The sequence below is a fragment of the Nostoc sp. ChiQUE02 genome (assembly GCF_034531305.2).
GTDB lineage: Bacteria > Cyanobacteriota > Cyanobacteriia > Cyanobacteriales > Nostocaceae > Nostoc.
Map to the genome: position 1 here is coordinate 126,023 of NZ_JAVRBN020000009.1, position 21,785 is coordinate 147,807.

18 protein-coding genes and 1 pseudogene are annotated in these 21,785 nt (G+C 42.9%); 12 read left to right on the forward strand and 7 right to left on the reverse strand.

The window, feature by feature from the left end:
* Positions 1-31: 31 nt before the first annotated feature.
* Positions 32-1,006 (reverse strand): DNA polymerase III subunit delta', encoded by a 975-nt coding sequence (locus RM347_RS12240; protein WP_322716534.1) that lies wholly within the window; start codon positions 1,004-1,006, stop codon positions 32-34.
* Positions 1,007-1,676: 670 nt separating this feature from the next.
* Between RM347_RS12240 and RM347_RS12245 the strand changes: the two genes are divergently transcribed.
* The gene (locus RM347_RS12245) at positions 1,677-3,227 is read left to right on the forward strand and encodes a phytoene desaturase family protein (protein ID WP_322716535.1); all 1,551 of its coding nucleotides are present in this window, start codon (positions 1,677-1,679) and stop codon (positions 3,225-3,227) included.
* 244 nt (positions 3,228-3,471) lie between these two features.
* On the opposite strand, the gene RM347_RS12250 is transcribed toward RM347_RS12245, so the two are convergent.
* A complete protein-coding gene (locus RM347_RS12250; RefSeq protein WP_322716536.1) occupies positions 3,472-3,885 on the reverse strand; it encodes a hypothetical protein in 414 nt (137 codons plus the stop codon).
* 456 nt (positions 3,886-4,341) lie between these two features.
* Between RM347_RS12250 and RM347_RS12255 the strand changes: the two genes are divergently transcribed.
* Entirely contained in the window at positions 4,342-4,920 is a 579-nt protein-coding gene (locus RM347_RS12255; protein WP_322716537.1) for a PadR family transcriptional regulator, read from the forward strand.
* Positions 4,921-5,088: 168 nt separating this feature from the next.
* The gene (locus tag RM347_RS12260; RefSeq protein ID WP_322716538.1) at positions 5,089-5,460 is read left to right on the forward strand and encodes a hypothetical protein; all 372 of its coding nucleotides are present in this window, start codon (positions 5,089-5,091) and stop codon (positions 5,458-5,460) included.
* Positions 5,461-5,792: 332 nt separating this feature from the next.
* Here RM347_RS12260 and RM347_RS12265 read toward each other — a convergent pair.
* Positions 5,793-7,176, reverse strand: a pseudogene (locus RM347_RS12265) (HAD-IC family P-type ATPase).
* A gap of 238 nt (positions 7,177-7,414) precedes the next feature.
* Here RM347_RS12265 and RM347_RS12270 point away from each other — a divergent pair.
* The 6 genes from RM347_RS12270 to RM347_RS12295 all read left to right on the forward strand — a co-directional run bounded on the left by RM347_RS12270 (position 7,415) and on the right by RM347_RS12295 (position 16,348).
* Positions 7,415-7,927 (forward strand): hypothetical protein, encoded by a 513-nt coding sequence (locus tag RM347_RS12270; RefSeq protein ID WP_322716540.1) that lies wholly within the window; start codon positions 7,415-7,417, stop codon positions 7,925-7,927.
* A gap of 3 nt (positions 7,928-7,930) precedes the next feature.
* A complete protein-coding gene (locus RM347_RS12275) occupies positions 7,931-9,037 on the forward strand; it encodes a precorrin-8X methylmutase (RefSeq protein ID WP_322716541.1) in 1,107 nt (368 codons plus the stop codon).
* A 385-nt stretch (positions 9,038-9,422) separates the two neighbouring features.
* Positions 9,423-13,046 carry a DUF4912 domain-containing protein gene (locus RM347_RS12280; RefSeq protein ID WP_322716542.1) on the forward strand — a complete coding sequence of 1,208 codons (3,624 nt, stop codon included), beginning with the start codon at positions 9,423-9,425 and terminating at the stop codon, positions 13,044-13,046.
* A 442-nt stretch (positions 13,047-13,488) separates the two neighbouring features.
* Positions 13,489-15,543, forward strand: a complete 2,055-nt coding sequence (locus RM347_RS12285) for an FAD-dependent oxidoreductase (RefSeq protein WP_322716543.1) — start codon at positions 13,489-13,491, stop codon at positions 15,541-15,543.
* Between the two features lie 143 nt (positions 15,544-15,686).
* Positions 15,687-16,013 carry an ATP-dependent Clp protease adapter ClpS gene (clpS, locus tag RM347_RS12290; protein ID WP_322716544.1) on the forward strand — a complete coding sequence of 109 codons (327 nt, stop codon included), beginning with the start codon at positions 15,687-15,689 and terminating at the stop codon, positions 16,011-16,013.
* A gap of 5 nt (positions 16,014-16,018) precedes the next feature.
* Entirely contained in the window at positions 16,019-16,348 is a 330-nt protein-coding gene (locus RM347_RS12295; protein WP_322716545.1) for a DUF2103 domain-containing protein, read from the forward strand.
* Between the two features lie 243 nt (positions 16,349-16,591).
* Here the strand turns inward: RM347_RS12295 and RM347_RS12300 are convergent, their stop codons facing one another.
* Positions 16,592-16,912, reverse strand: coding sequence for a hypothetical protein (locus tag RM347_RS12300; RefSeq protein ID WP_322716546.1), 321 nt, complete (start codon positions 16,910-16,912; stop codon positions 16,592-16,594).
* A 910-nt stretch (positions 16,913-17,822) separates the two neighbouring features.
* Here RM347_RS12300 and RM347_RS12305 point away from each other — a divergent pair.
* Entirely contained in the window at positions 17,823-18,218 is a 396-nt protein-coding gene (locus tag RM347_RS12305) for a hypothetical protein (RefSeq protein WP_322716547.1), read from the forward strand.
* Between the two features lie 506 nt (positions 18,219-18,724).
* Here the strand turns inward: RM347_RS12305 and RM347_RS12310 are convergent.
* The 3 genes from RM347_RS12310 to RM347_RS12320 all read right to left on the reverse strand — a co-directional run bounded on the left by RM347_RS12310 (position 18,725) and on the right by RM347_RS12320 (position 20,745).
* Positions 18,725-19,105, reverse strand: a complete 381-nt coding sequence (locus RM347_RS12310) for a hypothetical protein (RefSeq protein WP_322716548.1) — start codon at positions 19,103-19,105, stop codon at positions 18,725-18,727.
* A gap of 365 nt (positions 19,106-19,470) precedes the next feature.
* Complete coding sequence (locus tag RM347_RS12315; protein ID WP_322716549.1) at positions 19,471-19,887, reverse strand: hypothetical protein; 417 nt, start codon at positions 19,885-19,887, stop codon at positions 19,471-19,473.
* Positions 19,888-19,890: 3 nt separating this feature from the next.
* Positions 19,891-20,745, reverse strand: a complete 855-nt coding sequence (locus RM347_RS12320; RefSeq protein ID WP_322716550.1) for an FAD-binding domain-containing protein — start codon at positions 20,743-20,745, stop codon at positions 19,891-19,893.
* A 103-nt stretch (positions 20,746-20,848) separates the two neighbouring features.
* Here RM347_RS12320 and bcp point away from each other — a divergent pair, with 103 nt between their 5' ends.
* Positions 20,849-21,328 carry a thioredoxin-dependent thiol peroxidase gene (bcp, locus tag RM347_RS12325; RefSeq protein WP_322716603.1) on the forward strand — a complete coding sequence of 160 codons (480 nt, stop codon included), beginning with the start codon at positions 20,849-20,851 and terminating at the stop codon, positions 21,326-21,328.
* Between the two features lie 67 nt (positions 21,329-21,395).
* Positions 21,396-21,785, forward strand: a complete 390-nt coding sequence (locus RM347_RS12330) for a hypothetical protein (RefSeq protein ID WP_322716551.1) — start codon at positions 21,396-21,398, stop codon at positions 21,783-21,785.

The following is a 21,785-nucleotide window of genomic DNA, read 5'->3' on the forward strand; positions in this document are numbered from 1 at the left end:
GCGTAGGCGTAGCCCAACCTAGGCATCGCACTCAGTTCCGATTAGGAGAAATAGAATCTGATTTTTGATACACAGATAAAAGCAGACATTCCCAAACTAGGCGTGGTTGAGCGTAAGCAAGTAAGTATTTACGAGATTGTTCTAGCTGGTTGATGATACTAGGTTGATGCCACTGCTGCCAGTAGAACTGCTGAAGATAATCAACTAACCACAGTTGTGCTTCTGTATCTAAATCCTTATCAATTTTTTTGGCTAACTCCAAGGCGTTACGGTAAGATTTAGGCGCTTTTTTCAAGTCTTCGAGTAACTCACGAGGAATAGCTTGTAATTGCTCATAAGATGCGATCGCACTTCCGGCACTACCAGCTGCTATGCTCAATACTGCCTGATTTTGCAAAATTTCCTGATGACCTGTTTGTGTGAGTACAAAAGCTAAAGACTGTGCATCTAAGCGATAAAAAGGAATGCGTTGACAGCGTGAAACCAAAGTTGGCAACACAGACTCAGGTGTAGGTGCAATTAAAATTAATGTCGCCTGTCCCGGTTCTTCCAAGGTTTTAAGTAAGGCATTCGCTGCGGCTTCTGCCATTGTTTGAGCTTCTTCCAGCACTACCAAATTCCTCGGCGCTTCCAAGGGTGGACGACTTAAAAACTCGGTAATTTCCCGAATTTGCTCTAGCCGAATTACAGGTGGCGCTTTACGCTTCAGTCCTTTCTCAGCTGCTTCTGCTGCTGTTAATCGTTGTCCCTGGTATTGGTATGTTGGTTTCACCCACAACAAAGCTGGGTGATTCCCCTGACGCAAACGGTTTTGTAAAGATGCAGTGACTCCCATCTCACTAGAAAATAGCAATTCCACAAAGCACCTGGCTGCTAAACTCCTTCCGACACCATCTGGCCCCACAAATAGGTAGGCTGGAGGAACCCGGTTTTGTCTGACAGCCTGAGTGAGTAATTCTATGGCTTGCTGTTGTCCTACAAGTGGTGTAAATAGGTCATTAGTCATTAGTCATTAGTCATTGGTCACTTGTACTGAGCGGCTCGTGCCGAGCAAAGCCGAGGTAAGCCGTAAAGCCTGCGGCATAGCTACGCTTAGGGCGCAGCCTCTCCAAGAGTTGTATTGGTCATTGGGCATTGGGAATTGGTTATTAATTCTTCTTCCCCTTCTCCCCCTGCTCCCCCTGCTCCCCTGTATAGTTTTAGCTCATTCATAATTTAGTCAGTTTTTATAAAGAAAAGCAAACATTATTAAACAAGAATTTATAGTTTCGATAATCTAAATACATAAAGGATAAAGAAAAAGGTTTAGATTCTTAAATTATCGCCTGCTAATTATCTGCAAGTTTTCATAGAGATTTGCGGCTAAATTTTGCGGTTTCTTGAAATCAGTGAATAGTTAAACATCCTTCAGGGCATCTAAATATTAGCTAGTTTTTTGGCTAACAATTACCGCAGCCAAATATTAAAACACTTGGTACTAGTGGAATTATCACTCTCACCGCTCAAAATCCTTACACCTTCTACGAATGGTTCTTCTAGCTTATTTTCATTTAATGAAAACAGCAAAGCTAGGTGAAGATCCATTGAGTATTTTGGCATTTCTACAAGTAAAAAACGGCGATAAAAAACCATAACACCGAAATCAAGAGAAATCAAGATTGCCAAAGGAGGCTGATATGGAAATCTTCGATTATGTGATTCTGGGAGCCGGACTGGGTGGACTTTCGGCCGCAGCCTGTTTAACTCGACAAGGCTATCGGGTAGCAGTTTTAGAGCAACATTATTTACCTGGCGGATGTTGTCATACCTTTGATTACGGGCAATACCGTTTTTGTGCTGATGTGCATTACATATCTCAATGTGGTTCTGGGCAGACGATAGCCCAATTTCTCGACTATATTCACCAAGATGTACCTTTTAATAGCCTCGATCCTAACTGCATTGATCGAGTCATTACACCAGAGGCGGATTTCAAAATTCCTTTAGGATGGGAAAATTTGCGATCGCATTTACTCTCTACATTTCCAGAAGAAGCTAGTGCCATTAACCGTTACTGTAATGAAATTCAGCAACTCCACCAAGAAATTCGCAACCTAGTGCAGGAGGTACGCTGGTTTGATCGGGATCTGTCTGACTGGTTGAAATTACCAAAATATTTGAATCTATTTTGGAAGCGCAATTGGACTTTACAAGATTTGTATAACCATGTCGGGTTATCGCCTAAACTGCAAGCAGTGCTGGCGGGGCAAAGTGGTGACTATGCACTACCACCCCAAGAAATTGCCCTACTCACGCACACTTCCTTAGTTTGGGACTACTCACAAGGCGCTTATTATCCCAAACATCACTTCAAACACCTTGTTGATACCATTGCAAACGTAATTACCGCAGGTGGAGGTGTGGTCAAATACTCAACTCCAGTAAACCATATTCAAGTTAGCAACCACACTGTCCATAGCATTCTTGCCGGTGGTACGATCTATCGCGCCAGGAAAGCTTATATCAGCGACCTTGATCCCAAATTAACAGTAGAGTTAATGCATGATTCTGAAGCCTTGAGTCAAAAAGAGCATCAACGCCTAACAAGTTACGAATACTCAGCCAGTGCTTTCAATATCTACCTGGGTTTAGATAGCCGCTTCGATCCCGAACGCTACGGCATCGGTAACTGGAATATTTGGTATTATCCCACAGGCGATCTGAACAGAGAATATCAACAACAATTAGAAGGTAACTTCAGCCAACCGTGGATTTTCCTCTCTTGTCCGACGATGAAATCTAGCGAACCAGGATTGGGGCCAGAGGGACATCATGTTTTAGAGATTGCTACTGTGTGTTCATATAAACCATTTGAACATCTGCACAAAACTAACCCAAAAGCCTATAAAGCCAAAAAGCGGGAAGTTTATCAGCAGATTATGACAAGTGTGCGAGATTTGATTCCAGATGTGGACAATTTCGCTCGGATGAAAGTTTACGGCACACCTACCACCAGCGAATTTTATCTGGGACAACCGCAGGGTAATATTTACGGTGCAAAATTAGTACCTAAACAGGTTGGTTTAAATCGTCTGGGATATAGGACGGAGTTACCTAACCTCTTTTTAGTAGGGGCAAGTGCCGGGTATCCGAGTGTACCAGGTGTGATTGGGAATGGGATGGATGTTATAGAACTGCTGACAGGGCAATCGGTATGGCACAAAGCTGAGATCGGTAAGTCGGCGTAAAAAGGCAGGGGGCAGGGAGAAGGGGGAAAAGTAGTTTTAGTCCTGTTTGGTTTTATTGTGCCGACTTACTTACCTCAGGTTTTAGTGGCAGTTGGTTCATGAGTATTGAGTGCTGAGTATAATTCTTACCTTTTTACTCAGCACTCGCTATTGGGCACGGGCTAAACCTTAGCTATCCGCTAACAGCACTGTTTGGGTAAATAATGGTAGCTTTGATGAGCGATCGCAGGCAAATCCTTTACCCTTAAACCTTAGACGTGAGAAATCTGGATATCTCCGCATGTGCTAAAACAGCAGCAGGTTCGCGCTGGAGAGCGTTGTAATACTTTCTCTCGAAGGTATTTCCCGTTTCTAACGGTACAATCAGGGTGCGGACATCATCAATCAACTTTTGAAAATTGTCCAGCAATATTGGTTCATCTGCTTCGAGCATTTCATCAACTTGCACAACCACCTCAGAAATGCGATGTAGCCAAGCAAATTGTTCATGAGCGATGACGAGCTGAAGAAGCTCTCCGCTTGATACTCGTCCACTAACCTGTTCGTAGGCAATGCGTTCTGTTTCTAGCAACATCTTGTGAAGGTGGAGTAATTTATTTCGTAAATCACGCAGATATTGATGTTGACGTATTCTTTGTGAAAGTGTGTTAGAAGTCAATGTTACCCATCCTCTCGTTATAATAGTCTTTAATGGCTTAAATAATTTCTGCGTCGGTATTCATCACGAATGAGACTATACCGAACAACTGGTTCCTTGAGTGATACGCTAGCGATGAGTCGCATATCCAATGGTGGCGTAGACACTCGTTAGAAGGCTTGCAACTCCGATCGGAACTTTTCCTTGCTTTCTCTTCTCTATGAGAGGCTGAACCAACAAGAGCGGCACTCAAGAGACATCGCTACTTTCTCTCCGTCTTGTACAAACAGCACCATTAGCCATCTGCCCAACCTCAGTTTATGTATTTAGTTTCCTTGCTAAGAAACATTACGATCAACATATCTTTTTATATCCGTTATATCTTATATCTGATTAATCATATATTAGCATAAACTTATAAGAAGTACATAGTGTAGAACCTATCGAGAAAATATCAATTATGGGAAAACCGTCTTAATGTCGCTAGCATACGTAATTTTAGGTCTTCTTCAGCAGCAAGAAATGACAGGCTACGACCTCAAAACGAGCTGCTTTGATCAATGCATTGCCCATTTGTGGCCAGCAGACCAGGCACAAATTTATAGAACTCTCGATAAGCTAGTTGAGCAAGGCTGGATTACCTGTACGATTGAGATCCAGCGCGATCGCCCCAACCGCAAAGTCTACAGTGTGACGGAGACAGGGAAAGCCGAATTCGCCCGATGGCTTGGGATTCATCAGCCCTTACCGACTGTACGAGAACCTTTGCTCGTCCAGTTGCATTTTGCAGATCAGTTGTCGAATGAAACCATCATTCACCTACTGGAGCAACAATTGGCGGCTCGAAGCAAAAAACTTGCCGAATGTGAAACCATTGATTTGCCATTACTCGGTGATGAGTCTGCCAACCGTGAGCAGGTGATGCAAAGGCTTGTGCTGGAGTTGGTGATCCGAAGAGAGCAAACTTATGTTGATTGGTTGAAGATAGCGATCGATGTTATCAGTCACCAAAAACCATTACCCCGCTCTACTACTAATCTGTCAAGTTTAAATTGATGGGAAGCTAGTTCTATTTTAGTTGAGTAAAGCTGCTAGATTGAAACAAAAAACACCAGCTTTTTACACTGATGGTTTGATTTTTAGAAATATATTACTTTTTTCTATTGGTTGTAATTACACTTTTCCAACTGTTATGATTCAAGCTAATTCTGAGGTAAAAGCAAGATGAATCTCGGCGTTTTCATCCAAGAGTTGACTGCAACTATCAAAAGCGGAACTGAAGAAGACATATTAGAACTAATGTATTTCTCTGACAAGACATTTGAAGAGGTTAATAATGCAGGTGCAGGCAATCTATTCAAGAAAATGCTCTTACTTCCATTTATTGGCTTTAAGGATAAAGACTTTCAAGTAACAATAAGTGAAGTTGAAGCCGATCTGTCAGAGTCAGATAGAGAGAGATTTTTAAAGACGCTTGCTGACAAAGTACAGCTTGAGTGTATTGCTAATCTAACCTATCAAGACGAATATAAAAATATTTCAGCTTCTGCTCCTATTGGTAAAATTGGTGATACATATAAACTAGTGTTCTTTTAAGGCATCTACGAATAATATAGTAATCCGATTTTATTCCTGAATCACTTTTAGAGAAAGGGAACTATTAACTGGAAATAGGGAATAGGTAATTATTGCCGCTCTCTAGGGGAGCATCCCAAATGTGCAAAAATATGAATTGTCATTGCGAGCGTAACATAGTGAAGCGAAGCAATCGCAACATCTGTGCTTTGCGATTGCTTCATTCCGCTTTGCTCCATTCGCAATGACAACTTATCATCTTGGTAAATTTGCTTGCATTGGGATGCTCCCCTCTCTAGCAAAAACCTCATTTCAACTAATATTAGCTTGACAAAGTACTACTTTTGTAATTTTTATTTAAGCAATCTTAGTCCACTGAGGGTAACTAACACTGTAGAACCTTCATGGCCAATGACGCCGATGGGTAGGTTAATATTTCCCAGAAAGTTGCCCACCAAAAGCAACATAATGAAACCCAACGCTACGACTATATTTTGTTTCACTATGGCTTGCGATCGCCTACCTAAATGCATCGCTACAGCAATTTTTTCTAACCTGTCTGCCATCAGTACTATATCTGCGGTTTCCAATGCCACATCGCTACCAGATACTCCCATCGCTATACCTACAGATGCTTGCGCTAAAGCTGGTGCATCATTGATTCCATCGCCTACCATTGCCACAGTTTGATATTGTTGCTGTAGAAGACGGATAACATGTTGTTAGAGTACCAGTTTTATCAAATGCGATCGCTCGGACTTTGCCAATCTTCTCCAACTGCGCTCCATTCTTAAACAAAATCCCCTGTCTTGCACCATTAGCGATTCCCGAAAGCAGGGTGGGCATAATTGCAGCCATCAGCGCACAAGGAGAAGCTACCACCAGGAAAGTAAGGGCGCGATAAATCGTCGTTTCCCAATCCCAACCCCAGAGAAATGGCGGTAAAATTGCCAGTAATATTCCGGCTACTACAATGACTTTGGCATATCCCTTTTCAAAGCGATCGATAAACTCTTGCGAAGGAGGTGCTTCTGTCTGCGCCTGTTCTACCAAACGAATCACCCGCTGAATTAAACTGCTTTGGGCTGCTTTGTGTACTTTAATCTGCAATGCACCATAGCCGTTGAGTGTACCAGCAAATACTTCTTCACCGACTGTTTTCTCTACAGGTAAAGACTCGCCTGTAATCGCAGCTTGATTGAGGGTGCTGTAACCAGATAAAATTATTCCATCAGTAGGAATTAGCTCTCCGGGTTTGACAACAATCTCATCACCCACTTTTAGCTGACTGATCGGAATTTCCTCTTCCCTTCCCTGATGCAAAACTCTTGCTGTATCTGGTGTCAAACTCATCAAACTGCGGATACTCCGCTCAGTTCGCTGCATTGCATAGCCTTCTAATGCACCACTGATGGCAAAGATGAGAATCAAAATTGCCCCATCAATAATTAGATGATATTCTCCTCGCCATAAGCCGAGACTAGCAGCACCAATCGCTGCCACAATCATCAGCAAATCTACATCTAGTTCCTTTTCTTTGAAGAGAGTAGTCAATCCTTCCCGCGCACTTTCGTAACCACCAATTACATAAGCAGCGGGTAGCAGCAGGAACGCCAATCCCAAAGCGCCAAGATGTAAGGCGAACCATCCGAGAAATAGTAGTAAGCCACACAAAAGGGCTGCTACGGTATCTGCGTGTTCTCTGGTGAATTGGCCCAAACGTTGGGGGTAGAGCATGAGAGGTGAATGAACAGGGACTCTCTCACGCTAAACCTTGACATTAATGTTAATGTCAAGGCTTATAATGATTTTGAAACGCAGAGGGGCGCTGAGTGAAGCGCAAAGGTACGCAAAGTTTAATCTTTATCTGTGTTCTTGAAGCGTTTTTCAAAAGTGAGATGTGGGTAAATGGGACGATTTAACTGTTAGCTTTAAAATTGCACTAAGAGGAAAAAATCTATGCTAAAGCGAATTTATGGATAAGCAACAAGAAGTTTTTGCTAGGCATTTTCTGAAAAAGCGAGGTTTTATTTTAGATAGAAATCTCAGAATTGAAATCTGCCCAAAAGGCTCGGGAGAACAGTTTGTCAGAAAGCGTTATCCCGCAGAAGTAAAAGCATATCGTAGCAAAAACTATCTTTCAGGAATGCTTGTAGTTCTGATTGATGCGGATAAAAAAACGATTGAGGAAAGGCTGAATCAATTAGATGAAGCACTGATTGCAAATTCTCAACTAGTTCGTCAGCCTAAAGAAGAGATCGCAATATTTATCCCTAAAAGAAATATTGAAACTTGGATACATTATTTACAAAATGAAACTGTTGATGAAGAAACAGAATATTCAAAATTTCTTAACAATGAGTCAGCTTGCAAACCATCTATAGAAAACTTGGTAAATCAGTGTTACCAAGGTTTGGATGAAAATGCACCGCCATCTCTTCAGGCGGCTTGTGGAGAATTACAAAGAATTTTGCCGTTGTTGGAGTAAATCATGAACGCTGGTTGCTTAACTATTAAAGAACTCACTGATGCAGTAGGAGGTGGTTTAACTCCACGGATGGTGCGACATTATCATCAATTGGGACTGCTACCGCAACCAGTGCGATCGCCTAGCAATTACCGTCTCTACACCAAAAAAGATGTCCTCCGGTTGCAACGGATTGTAGCGCTTAAGCAGCAAGGGTTTCAGCTAAACCATATCCGTCACATTTTGGAAGTGGAACCAGAAGCCGACACAACTGTTAATCTCATGGGACAACTTCAGCAGCAATATCGGGCGGTGATGCAACAAATTTCTCAACTGCGGCAAACTGCATCAGCACTAGAAGGATTATTGGGGCGCGATCGCCATTGTCAAATTATCCAGGCGGAAGTTTTGGCACAACTGAAGTTACTAGATGTCGAAACTCAAGCTGGATTAGGGGGTTTGGAAAACCTGTGGAGTGGCTTGGATGCCGAAATTCATACCCACTCAGAAGCTTTTACCGAATCGCTACAACGCTTACTACCTGATTTGTCTCACCGTTCGGAAATTGAACAGCACTTAATTTCTCAGTTGGTTTTGGCTTGTGGCGATGTGAGTTTAGTGTCCTTTATCAAATTGAGTCGAGGTGCGATCGCAGCTAGTCGAGAAGCGCTATCTTCAAGCTGTCAGATTGTTGTCGATACCCAAACAGTGGCTGCTGCTTTGGATCAAACTCGATTACTTCACTTGGGATGCCGCACTGAAACCTTGATTGATAATCCCCATATTACCACCGCCACAGAGGCGGAACTCGCATTTTGGCAACATCGAGAATGGCGAGAAAAATTGCAGCAAGTAAGTCAGGGCTGTATCCTGGTAGTTGGTTATGCTCCCTCTGTACTTGTAGAAGTTTGTAAGGCGGTTGCCAACCAGAAAATTCAGCCTGCATTAGTAATTGGAATGCCCATTGGCTTTAGCCATGCTCCCGCAGCCAAGCGACAACTGATGCAACAAGGGATACCTTTTATTACAGTTGAAGGGACTTTGGGAGGTGGCGCTTTAGCTGCTACTGCCCTAAATGCCTTGGTGGAGTCACTGATTGATAAGCCAGATTGTCATTGTTATCTCAAATAAGTGCTGAACAAAGAGTATTCAGTTAAGACATCAGGATACTCAGAACTCAGTACTACTGAAAATAATATTGTTAAATAATATTGAATTTGCTACACTTTACCAGTTTTAGTAATTCAATAATTCATAATTGTGGCCACAAGCTACCAACTTGGTATAAGTTGCAATATAACTTAGAAAAATTTATAGTAAACAGACTTTAGCAATTAGAGTATAAATTGTCATGCTATACAAGCTACGGCGAAGTATAAATAAATGCAAGTGCGGTGAAGTAATTAGAAGTAAAGATAACTCAGATGTATAATTAGCGCGTCTCCTTCATCAACCCTAAAAAGATAGCGATTTAGGACTGGCAGGCTTTCTATTTTTTACTTTAATTAATGGGCTTATGTGGAAACAAGAAAAAAAAGATACTTCGATAGTCAGGCTGATATTATGGGTTGCTTTAGCTACGACCCCTATGGCAGCAACTCTGATGGTATCAGAACCCATACTGGCACAATCTACACCTGAAACTCCCTCTTTTGCACTGCCGCAAACAGTGCAGAATGGATCAGTAGTGCGGATTGACGGTTCTGGTAGCTTGGGTGCAATCAACCAAAGCCTGAAAGAAAATTTTGAAAAACAGTTTTCCGGCACAAAGGTTGAAGTTGCTGCTAACGGCACTGATAAGGCACTGAAAGATTTGCTAGATGGCAAAGTCGACATAGTAGCAATGGGGCGTGGGTTAACGCCAGCAGAAAAAGCCCAAGGGCTAGAGCAAGTTCGCTTGCGCCGTGAGAAGATTGCGATCGTGGTTGGTGCAGATAATCCTTTCAAGCAAAGCTTGACTAGTAGACAATTCGCCCGGATTTTCCGGGGACAAATTACAAACTGGTCACAATTGGGAGCGCCTTCAGGGAAGATTCGGTTAATCGATCGCCCGAACACGAGTGAAACTCGCGATACTTTTCGTACTTATCCAGCCTTCAAAACTGCTGAATTTGCTACAGGGGCAAATGCTACCCAAGTAACTGAGGATAATACCGCAGAAATCATTAAACAACTGGGCAAAGACGGCATCAGCTATGTGTTAGCTAATCAGGTGTCGAAATTGAAAGGTGTGCGAGTTCTGCAATTACACCAAGCTTTGCCAGATGATGATAGATATCCCTTCTCACAACCTTTAGTTTACGTTTACAAAAAAAATCCCAGCTTAACCACAGTCGATTTTCTCGGCTTTACCCTGGCACCCCCAGGACAGAAGGCTATAGAACAAGCTAGAACTGCTGAAGCAGAGGCGATCGCAACCAGCGTATCACAACCAGCTGTCACGGCTTCCCCCAATGCTCAAACGACACCAGCTGCTACGCCTTCTCCTAATGCCACTACTTCTGTATTTGGTGAACAGCCCTTTGTGGCTGCTGCTCCATCACAAAGCAGTCCCATTGTCAACAGGGAAACACCAATTTGGTTGCTGCTACCTGTCTTTTTTCTGAGTGTAGCTGGAGGGGTACTATGGTGGGTTATGGGAAGACGCTCATTGCCCGCTGAGAAAACAGACAACTTACCAGAATCAAATCCTCATCCACCCAGCCCAGAAGATGGAGAAACGGCGGTGCTCGATGCCAGCACAGATCCCTCCATTAACGGAGCGATGCTTGAGGAGCAGCCAGTACCGCATTTTCAAGAGCAAGAAACCCCTGACCGCACTCCTTTCAACATCTATGCTCAAACACAATCTGACCTGGCCGAGAATGCTGCTCACGGGACATCAAATTTAGTCCAAGAGGCAACTAATGGTACCTCTAACCTCTATGAAGGCACATCGGGCGTAGCTAATGGATCGCAAAATAACAACTTAGGAGCCGCAGCTTTAACCGGCGGTGCGGCTCTAGCAACTGGAATTGGGGCGGCTACCTGGTCTGCCTTTACCAACAAAGAAACAGAAACAGACGCGATTGATGAGACGGTTGAGCCAAATAATTATCCGGACATAGATCCTCCTGAGTCTGACCAAGTTGAATGGGACATAGAAGCTCCAGCAGCTGTAGTAAATACTTCATATCCTCACCTGGCCAATATTCCAGAAGAGATATCTGATGTGACAGTCCCACCCACAAAATTAACTGATGTGACTTCTGGCACATCTGATTTTGGATATTGGGACACAGCAATTAGTGAAGATGAGGGAGATGATGAACTTCAGGCAGAATTGAACTGGCTAGAGAGTATCACCTCAACTGAAGATACAGCCTCAGTAGATGAATTCCCCTTAACCGAGTCTGGCGAAGTGGCAGCCAATGTGGAACCGTCAGCGACACAAACATCTTCACTGATCGATTTTCCAGAATTGCCAGAAGATATATTAAATGTGATCGCAGACGCAGCCGAACCCACTATCGATTTGCCAAAACAAGAATCTCCAGCAGAGCCGACTGTTGGGGAAGGTGCTGCTGAAGACTCCACAGATTTGACTGCCGCGGCTTTAGCAGCAGGTGCAGGGATGGGAGCCTGGGCTACCACTTTGGCATCAGATGCCCAAGGACAAACTGATACTACAGTTGATAATGAACCAATCGCAGCCGAAACAGCTACTGGTTTGGTAGATGCGGATGAAGAGAGCAATATTGTCCTCACGCCAGATACTTATACATCGGCTCATGTCTCTTGGGAGATTTCCGAAGCCAAGAAAGCAGCGCTGCGGCAACAAGGCGGCTATAAATTGCTAGTGCGGCTCTACGATGTGACTGGCATAGACCTGAGTTATCAAAGTCCCCACCTTGTAAAGCAGTATGAATCTGAGGAGACAGCAGACGATGGACTGGTGGATATTCCCCTCACGGATCGCGACTACATAGCTGAAATTGGCTATATCGCTGATGGCGATGCCTACGGCGGTGAACTACGCTGGTTATTCATCGCCCGTTCCGCGATTGTTCGTGTTTTCAGTCCTGTCCATCCAGATCCCATCGTTGATGAAGTGGAAATCGCGGATGAAACAGATGTTGATTTTGTAGATGCCGAAGAAGAGATCGGTGAAGAAGAGAGCAGTCTTGTGCTCACACCCCGCACTTCTCAATGGGCTGAAGTTTCTTGGGAGATTTCCGAAACCAAGAAGTTAGCGCTGCGGCAACAAGGCGGCTATCAATTGGTAGTGCGGCTCTATGATGTAACTGGGATAGACATGAGTTATCAAAGTCCTCAGTTTGTCCAGCAATATGAATGTGAAGAGACAGCACACGATCGCTTTGTGGAAATTCCCATCAGCGATCGCGACTACATAGCTGAAATTGGCTATGTCGCTGATGGCAATCGCTGGTTATTCATCGCCGAATCAGCGATAGTTCGTGTCTTCAGTTCTGCTCATACAGATGCCACCGTTGAAAATGTAGCCTTAACAAGTGAAACTGAAAATGTAGCGTTAACAAGTGAAACAGCTATTGACTTGGTAGATGTAGAAGAGAGTAGTGAAGAAGAGAGCAGTATTGAACTCACACCCCGCACTCCCAAGTGGGCTTATGTCTCTTGGTACATTTCCAAGGCTCAGAACGAAGCGCTGCATCAACAAGGCGGCTCCCAATTGGTAGTGCGGCTCTATGATGTGACTGGGATTGACTTGAGTTATCAAAGTCCCCAGCTTGTACAGCAGTATGAATGTGAAGAGGTAGCACGCGATCGCTTTGTGGCGATTCCCGTGAGCGATCGCGATTACATGGTTGAAATTGGCTATATTGCTGATGGCGATCTTTGGTTACTCATAGCCCGTTCAGCTAATGTTCGGGTTTTCAGTCGTTCCCACGAAGATTTTTGGTTTGTGGCCGATGCTGAGTTGATTATTCACGGAGCAACCCAACCAAATACAACCGTAAACATTGGTGGCCATTCCATCAAAATCAAACCCGATGGTACTTTCCACTTACGTCTCCCCTTTTCAGATGGTTTAATGGACTATCTCATAACGGTAGCTGCTGATGGGGAATCCACTAGAACTATCCATAAGAAGTTCTCTCAGCAAACTTCCGAAAGCTAACAATTACCCTGAGTTATCCCCTCTCACCCATTCTCCTTTTTTAGGGGGTGTAGGAAGGGGGGATTTTATTATGCCAACTTTCCCGCTAACTTTCGTTTTCATCCCCGTTAGGGGAATTGATTATGTAACAATACAGTTCAGATAAGCCCAAAACACTTGTAGAGACGCGATTTATCGCGTCTTGAAAGACCAATCATGTACACCTGGATAATGCATTGACGCATCTCAACCAAGTTATGCAGTTTTCAAGGTTCCGGCGAGATGCGTCGATAAGCTTCAACACACACTCTGAAAGTAAAATATATTACTTAAAAATTGTCAAGCTGCTAACAAAAAACTTGGCATTGCATATCTGTTGTTTTGGAAGAATTGCTTGAATTAAGCATTTCCTTGATGGTACCGTCTACAAAATGGAACAGAAGTTGAAGGGGTTTCTTTAAGTATGAAGCGTAGACACAAAGTAGGGTATGGCTTGACATCGCTGATTAGTCTTAATTTAATATCTAGCTTAGTTGCATTTGCTCAAACGATAGCTGCGCCAACGTCTCCGGCGAGTGCCACACCACCGAGAACCCCAGATAAAAGTGTTAACTGCGAGATATTAGTTGTAGGCGGTGGACTTTCTGGTGTAGCCACAGCTTACGAAGGGTTGCTAGCAGGGCGAACAGTTTGTCTCACGGAAATTACTGACTGGCTGGGAGGGCAAATTTCTGCCCAAGGAACATCTGCATTAGATGAACGCCCAACTCAGAGAGCTTTGAAATTCTATTCTCGCGGCTATCTGGAATTGCGAAACCGCATTGGGCGCAAATACGGTAAGCTTAACCCTGGTGATTGCTGGGTAAGTGAATCTTGTTTTCTTCCCCGCGATGCTCACGCTATTTTGACCCAGATGCTTAAAGATGCCGAAAAGCAGGGCAAAGGGAAGTTGCAATGGTTTCCCAACACGGTAATTAAGGACTTGGAAATCGCGGCTGATGGCAAAATAATTAATAGTGCGATCGCAATCCAACATCAACCACCAAAAGGCGCACCACCTCTCAATACTTTTACTTTATCTCAAAGTATTGAAGATGCTTATCGCTACGAAAACTCATCTCGGTTTACTAAAACTATTCTCCGTTTCATCCCCAAGGTAGCGAAAGGGGATGCTCCTAAATGGTACGTCGTAGACGCCAGCGAAACCGGGGAAATTATCGCCCTTGCTGATGTTCCCTACCGATTAGGCATTGATGCCCGTTCCTACTTAGAACCTTCTGCTTCCAGCACCAACAACGACCCATATTGCCCTCAAGGCTTTACTTACACCTTTGGAATGGAGGCAACCAAGGAACCGCAACCGCAGACAATGCCTCCATTTTATTTACAATATGCGCCATATTTCAGCTACGAATTAACGCGACTAGCTAACTTTGATTTAGTTTTTACCTACCGTCGGATTTGGAGTCCCAATAAAGGGAAACCAGCAAAATTCGGCGGTGTAACTTTTAATGCAGCGACACCAGGGGATATCTCCATGCAAAATTGGACTTGGGGTAACGACTATCGCCCTGGAACCGCCAAGGATAACCTAATTTTCACTCGCCAACAATTACAAGGTACTGGGCAGTTAAAACCAGGCGGGTGGATGGGAGGACTGCGGACAGAAACCCTCCGCAACGCTGAAGAAAATGCCCTATCTTTCTATTACTGGTTAGTAGCTGGAACTACAGATTCCCAACTAGGGGATGGTGTGAAGCAGCCGCAAACCAATAATCGCTTTGTTTCCGGGCTAAAATCGCCGATGGGGACAGTGCATGGCTTATCGAAATATCCCTATATGCGAGAAGGACGCCGCATCATTGGCCGCCCCAGTTGGGGACAACCCGGAGGCTTTACTATCTGGGAAATTGATATTTCTCGCCGAAATTATAATGATGAATATTACTCCAAAACTCTGCCAGCAGATATGTATCGCCAGTTAAAAGCTGCACTAGCAGGATTGGAAGCTACGTCTGTAATTGCGGGTCAAGTTTCACCAGAAAAAGCAATGCGACGAACTCGTTCCACCATCTTTCCCGATGCTGTGGGTATTGGTCACTACGCGATAGATTTCCATCCTTGCATGGTAAATAGTCCCCCAGAAGCCCGTGGTAATACAGAACGTCCAGGCGAAAGACGTGGTGCTGGTCAAGCTTATCCCTTCCAAATTGCTCTGAGGGCGATGATTCCCCAAAAAATCGACAATTTGCTAGTAGGAGGCAAAAGTATTGGTACTAGTCATATTGCCGCTGCTGCCTATCGGGTACATTCCTTTGAATGGTCAGCTGGCGCAGCTGCGGGAACTGTTGCTAGTTTTGCGATTAAAAATGCGATCGCACCTTACCAACTAGTCGATGATTTACCCAAACAAGAACCACAACTAGAAGCACTCAAACGGCTTTTGCAAAAAAATGGCAACCCTACCGCCTTCCCAGATACATCTATTTTTAACGAAAACTGGGATAATTGGCGGTAGATAGTCATTTGTCATTTGTCATTTGTCATTGGTCATTGGTTAAGGACAACGGACAACTGACAAATGACAACGGACAACTAAACAATGAACTAAACTAGTTACTTATAGTGTAGTTTTGTAAAATCCTCTTGACCAATTGTTGTATGGTTATGACACTTTCAGCAGATGTTTACGGGATGGCCACAGCACCAACTGTAGCTCCTGAACGGTCTAATCAAGTTACCCGTAAGACTTATCCGAATTACAAAGTGATTGTATTAAACGATGATTTTAATACATTTCAACATGTGTCTGAATGTTTGATGAAATATATTCCGGGGATGAGTGGCGATCGCGCGTGGGATCTGACTAATCAGGTACACTATGAAGGTCAAGCGATCGTCTGGGTCGGGCCCCAAGAACCTGCGGAACTCTATCATCAGCAGCTGCGCCGAGCAGGTTTGACAATGGCACCTCTAGAAGCAGCTTAATTATCATGGGCAAACCCACCGCAGATCCTCTCGGAACGGCTTCGCAAAAAGCAAAAGCTGCCAGACTGGTTTGGAATCACTCAACACACCTTTCTGGTCTTATCCCTATTTTAGAACGTCTTTGTCAGCAGGATGGTATCCAAACCGTGACACCGGGAGTGATTGGGCGGGCAAAAGGTCACTGTCCAAAAATGCAACTGCGCGTCTCAGTACCGATTCGGGGAGGCTATAAAGTCATCGCACGGCAGGGTAAGACGGTACAAGAAGTGTTTATTTTGACGACTTTGCCCCAGGATCAACTAGAAACGGCATTAGCGATCGCCATGAGATGTTAACCATGCCCCATACAACTCTTGGAGAGGCTGCGCCCTAAGCGTAGCTATGCCGCAGACTTTACGGCTTTGCGGTTCCTGAGCGTAGTCGTTGGCGCAGCCTCTCGTAGAGAAGGGCAGTACAAGTGCCCCATGCCCAGGGACTTCCAACTAAAAAAATATCCTATCGCTGTGGAGGCAGGGAAAGAAAGAAAAATCTTATCTAAGTAAATTTGGATAATTTATTTTCTGGAAGTCCCCCAATAACTATTCCTCAACCCGATGTACTGCAAATTTGTGTAGCGGCAGACTAAGGATGCAAGAAAAAGTTAAGAAATATGACAGAGCCGTTGTTATTTTCAAAGTCATCAGCACAGATTCCCAGTCGGGTAAAACCATTTTCTCTATGCCAAAAGCTACACAGTAAACTAGCCAGTAACTAAAGCTCATTCTAAACAGAATCCGCTCTGTTTCTTCCACATCATTTGTTTTTTGCTTAGTATCCCACAGTAACACCAGTCCAATAATGCAAGCTACAGAGGAAACAGCAACTACAAATTCGTGACAAAATATATTTAACGAATGCATTTGTGTTTATTCCCACATTTTTCAGTTGAGATATCAGTCTAAAGGAATATTCCTTGCAGAAATACAAATTATTTACAAACCTCAATAGATTAAAAAGTGCTGAGGGAAAAATTTCACCTGCAACTCAGCACTCGTAACTCAATTAACCTTCAAGACTAGTTGCCAAAATTGAAGCGTTTGCAACAATTGCTCATTCATGTATAAGAAAGGTTTAAGTATTTCCAGGAAATGTATAAGCAGTTGCTGCAAATGCTTCATACTTTGCAACAATTGCTCCTTCATATATAAGAAAGGTTTAAGTATTTCCAGGAAATGTATAAACAGTTGCTGCAAATACTTAATACTTTGCAACAATTACTCCTTCATGTATAAGAAACGTTTAAATCATTGCAGCAATCATTGCAATTAACTTATGAGTTAGTAGACCTCTTGCACAAATGCAAAATTTGCTCACCCTACGGGAAGCAAGCTAGGGTGTTGACTTTGTAGGGAAATCACCGAAAAAACTTCATGCAATAGACTTCTTGCAGAAGTGGGGAAAGGGGAAAGGGATGGAATTTTCCCTTTCCCCTTTCCCTACAAGAGTGCAAAAGGAACTTTTGCACTCTTGTCTAATTTCTGTGTCGTCATTTGAAGTCAAAAATACAGTTTTTCTTTTTGAGAGCATGGACTGACGAAAAACTTGAGATGACCAGGACTGAAGGTCAAGATAGCGAACATTCTCTAATGCCTCCTTAACCACAGAAGCTGCCAGATTCATCGTTAAAGAAATTTCAAATTAAATATAGCTTAAATGTCTTAACTGTCTTAACTGTCCTTGTGTCCTTTTTCTCATTCGTGCTAATTTACTTAAGAATTTTGTAATCTACACATAGAGAAGTCATACTTCTACGATTAAGGAAAAACTAAGATGAAAAAGTTTCTATCCACAGCATTTTCATTAGTCTTGACAATAGCATTCTTCTTAGGTGTAACTTTATCTACACCCATACCAGCTTACGCTCAAGATACACCAATACTCATAAGCCAATTTATAGACATTGATATATCTGAGATAAGTTTGGATAGTGTGCTACCGACAAAGACGTTAACTCCAGAAGAAGAAGAAAAACTACTAAAAGAAGATGCAAAACAATATGTAGATTTATGGGTGGAGCAAAAGGCAGATTTGAAGGCAGAATTGTCAGAAGTTGAAGCGGATATAACAGATATCAAGAAGGACAATGCAGATTATGAGAATGATGATTATTATAAGTTTTACCAAGCAATTAAGGAGGAGCTTACTAAAAGATTAAATGTAGCATAAAGATAAATATCACAAAGCAAAAGTTATCCCAATACTTCTCGGTTAAGGGGGAAGGGGAAAAAACCTTTACCCCTTACCCTTTTCCCAAAACCAGATTCCGAATTAAAAATGCTTAACCGAGAAGTATTGAAAGTTATCCAAGAGTTTTTGTAAGGGACTTTACCCGAAATCTGCTAACATCAATCTGAAAATTTCACCTCAAGTAATGCTCGGCATTATCGAGGTTGCAAAAACTCATAATTTAACGTCATTGTGTTTGAGAATTTATCAGGTAAAAAGCAATACGCTTGGGTTAAGAAAAATTGTAGGTTGGGTTAAGCAAAGCGCAATCCAACAAAGCTGCGGAAATGTTGGGTTTCGTTCCTCAACCCAACCTACACAGTTTAAGGTTTTTGGTGCTAACTGAACCGTATTGAGGTAAATAAAAAGGGTTCTTTACACGGGAACAAAAGACCGAGTATATACCCGGTCTTTTGTTCCCGTGTAAATCACCGCATGAGTCTTCCTTAGTTGTAGAAATCTTCAATTTTCACATCAGTGGCTTCAGTTCCTGCAATCTTCCTAATGCCAATTTTAGATTCTTTGGGCGTTTTGTATATATATCGGATACCATCTAGCTTTCCTTCTTTGCGAAGCCTATCCCAGTCAGCGTAGTTAACTTTAAGAGTCGCAGTTTGACCGCAGGCATTGTAGTACATATCATTAGTAATCACACCTCCCGACCAGCCGTAGAAAGCAGCCTGATCTTCGTAAAAAACTGGGATGGTAGTAGCTGAACCAGTATTTAGCGTTTTCAAGCAGTCATTAGTTGCAGCAACAGCTGGTCCTTGACCTAGTGATAGGCTTAAGCCGAGCATGATGAACAAGGCAATTATGATTTTCTTCATTGTACAAGTCTTCTTTACTTAGGTTTGAGTTTTCAGGAAAGCAAATGCATATCTTAGTATTTAATGCTACGCTTGTATTTACACCAAGGCAGCAAGAATACTGTTAATACACATAAATATATTCTTACTTTCCTAATGGAAATGCAAGGACAGTTAAGACAGTTAAGACATTTAAGCTATATTTAATAAAATTTTTATATTCTTACATCAAACAAAGCGCTGATTGCAATTTCTAGGCAAGTCAACCAGAGCGTAAACCTTGACCCACATTGCTGGTAGACTTTCGGTAATTCGTTTCAATTGCCTCAACACCAGCGCCTTCTTTCTAACGCAGTCAGAGATAGAGTCTCTAACTCAATGTCTAACTATTCAAAAACATAATTTTGAGCCACTTTCCAATAACGCGAGAACCGTTTCAGGTCAATATAGCCGTCATAGTCAAAGAATGGTTCTACTTCTAGCACTTCCACTGCTATAGAAGGCTCTATTTGATTACAGATATCATCAAACCGGGGACTGGGACTATTGGCTGTGACAACTAAATTGGCATCATGTTCTTGAGCAAAAGCTAAAATTTCTTGTGCCACATCGCCACGACGGATAACAACGGGTAACTCTAACAAGCATTCGTAAATAAAAGCGATGCGTTTGAGACTCAATTGCCATTCTTCTATCAAAGCCTCATCCCAAACCCAAATAGCTGGCGCATCGGGGTATTTTTGCAGCACAGGGTTGTATGGACTGAGGCAATCTCCATGTACCCAAACAATTGGTTTATTCATTTTTCACTTTTTACCTTTCTTTCCACGCTGCCAACTTTGGCTATTGGCTTGTTTACTAAATTCCCCTTTAGGAAAAAGTCGCTGTTCTAATTCTTCATAGCTACCTTCAAAATCACAATGACCGTAAAGGGGACATTTCTGGCAATAAATGCCTTTGGTATAGCGTTCTAAGTTCTCACGATTGAAAAAATACGGTTTCTGACTAAAAGTGCTGGCAACCCACTGCCATGACATATTATTACTAGCAGGATCTCCATCTAAAAGGTGTTCGAGAAACCACTTGGCTCCTGCTTGCCAACGAATACGCCGCCAATGAACAATATAAGCCGCTAGCCACATTCGGGCGTGGTTATGTAGATACCCAGTTTCTTTCAAATCACGGCTAAAGCTGTCGATGCAAACTCTGCCTGTAGTTCCTTCTCTGATATCTTGCGGCAATTCGGGTGCATATTCACTCACAGAATAACCAGTTTTGTATTCTTCTTGATCTTTCCAGATTCCATCCCCTAACTTGACATACAACCGTTGCCAATAGTCGCGCCAGCCTAACTCATTAATTAGTTTAGTAGCTTCATCTTGGTGCTGTACCCGTTCAAGGACATAATCTCGAATTTCTCGCAAACTCAAAACACCATAGCGGATGTAAGGCGAAAGTCGCGTGACTGCACCTGTGAAAAAGTTACGTGTTTGGGCGTAGCTTACTGCATCGATTTTTTGCAGCGCTGTTTGTGCCGCTTTGCGTCCCCCCACAGTTTCGCTGATGTGGTTATCGCGTTCGGCTGCACCTGGGAATTGTTCGCGCAGGTAGGCTACCAACTCATCGCGGTTGGTAAATTCGCGTTGCATATCTTTAGGCATTATCAGCAAATATGAATGGTTACGTGCGTAGGCATAGCCCACCACAGGCATCGCTCAATATATGTACAATTCTAAAGCGATCGCAATCTCTCACACCTCCATCATGAGCAACATTCCCCAAGTCGGACATCCAGCACCAGATTTCTCCACACCTGACCAAAATGGCAATGCAGTCACTCTGGACGACCTCAGCAGTCAGTGGGTTGTCCTCTACTTCTACCCCAAAGATGACACACCAGGCTGTACCACCGAAGCGAAAGATTTCACCGAGTTGTATCAAGACTTCAGCGCACTGGGAGCGAAAATCTTAGGCGTAAGTCCAGATTCGGGTAAATCCCATTGTAAATTTATCAGCAAACATAACTTGTCAATCACCCTTTTAAGTGACCCAGAACATATTTTGACAGAAGCTTACGGCGCTTGGCGCTTAAAAAAATTTATGGGCAAAGAATATATGGGTGTTGTTCGCTCAACCTTCCTAATTTCACCTGATAAAATTATTGTCTATGCTTGGCCTAATGTGAAAACCAAAGGTCATGCTCAGGCAGTTTTAACTAAATTGCAGGAATTAGCAGCCACGTGACGCAACTAGATGCAGGTATAGTTACAGCAATGCTACGTGAATCATATTGATAGTAAAAAAGCAGGATGTGAGCAGCCTATTTGAGCAAGCAATTATCAATGCGTTGAACTCAGCCAATCCTGAAAAAGTTCTGGAAGGTAAAGTAGGTAATGCTATTATCCGCGCAGGGTTTGATTTAGTCAGTTTCAACAAAGCAGTAGGTCTAAATGGTGAAATTGGTGAAATTGATGTGAAAACCAGCAACGCTATTATTGAAGTAACAACCCAAACTGCTCGGAAGTTAAAGCAAATTCAAAAATTGATATCAAACCCTGACTTGAATCCCTTGAACAAGCCAGTTATTCTCTACGCACCCAATTACAAAATAACTCCGGCTCAAGATATCATCGCTAGTGGAAGTTATATAGTTCGCACTCAAGATGAATTATTAGAGTTACTATTGATACTAGGAGCATAA